Origin of the sequence: Sphingobium sp. UBA5915 (assembly GCF_002431195.1) — a bacterium.
Classification (GTDB): domain Bacteria; phylum Pseudomonadota; class Alphaproteobacteria; order Sphingomonadales; family Sphingomonadaceae; genus Sphingobium; species Sphingobium soli.
In genome coordinates this window covers 26,089-26,557 of sequence record NZ_DJDV01000048.1, presented here as the reverse complement: position 1 = coordinate 26,557, position 469 = coordinate 26,089, and the positions used below count along the sequence as shown (strand labels likewise).

At 65.7% G+C, this 469-nt stretch carries 1 pseudogene; it reads left to right on the top strand.

Annotated features, from left to right (window positions below):
• Nucleotides 1-469: pseudogene (locus B2V90_RS06695) on the top strand (DNA-directed RNA polymerase subunit beta'); the annotation flags it as partial.

The following is a 469-nucleotide window of genomic DNA, read 5'->3' as shown; positions in this document are numbered from 1 at the left end:
CACGGCGCCCGCAAGGGTCTGGCCGACACCGCGCTCAAGACGGCGAATTCGGGCTATCTGACCCGCCGTCTGGTCGACGTCAGCCAGGATTGCACCGTCGTCGAGGAGGATTGCGGCACCGAAAAGGCGCTGGAGATGAAGGCGATCGTCCAGGGCGGCAGCGTCATCGCGTCGCTGGGTGAGCGCATCCTGGGCCGCACCACGGCCGAGGATATCGTCGACACCAAGGACAATAGCGTGGTGATCCCGATCGGCACGCTGCTGGACGAAGCCATGATCGCGCAGATCGAGGCGATCGGCACGCAGGCGGTGAAGATCCGCTCGCCCCTGATCTGCGAAAGCAAGATGGGCGTGTGCGCCAAGTGCTACGGCCGTGACTTGGCCCGTGGTACGCCGGTCAATATCGGCGAAGCGGTCGGCGTCATCGCGGCGCAGTCCATCGGTGAACCGGGCACGCAGCTCACCATGC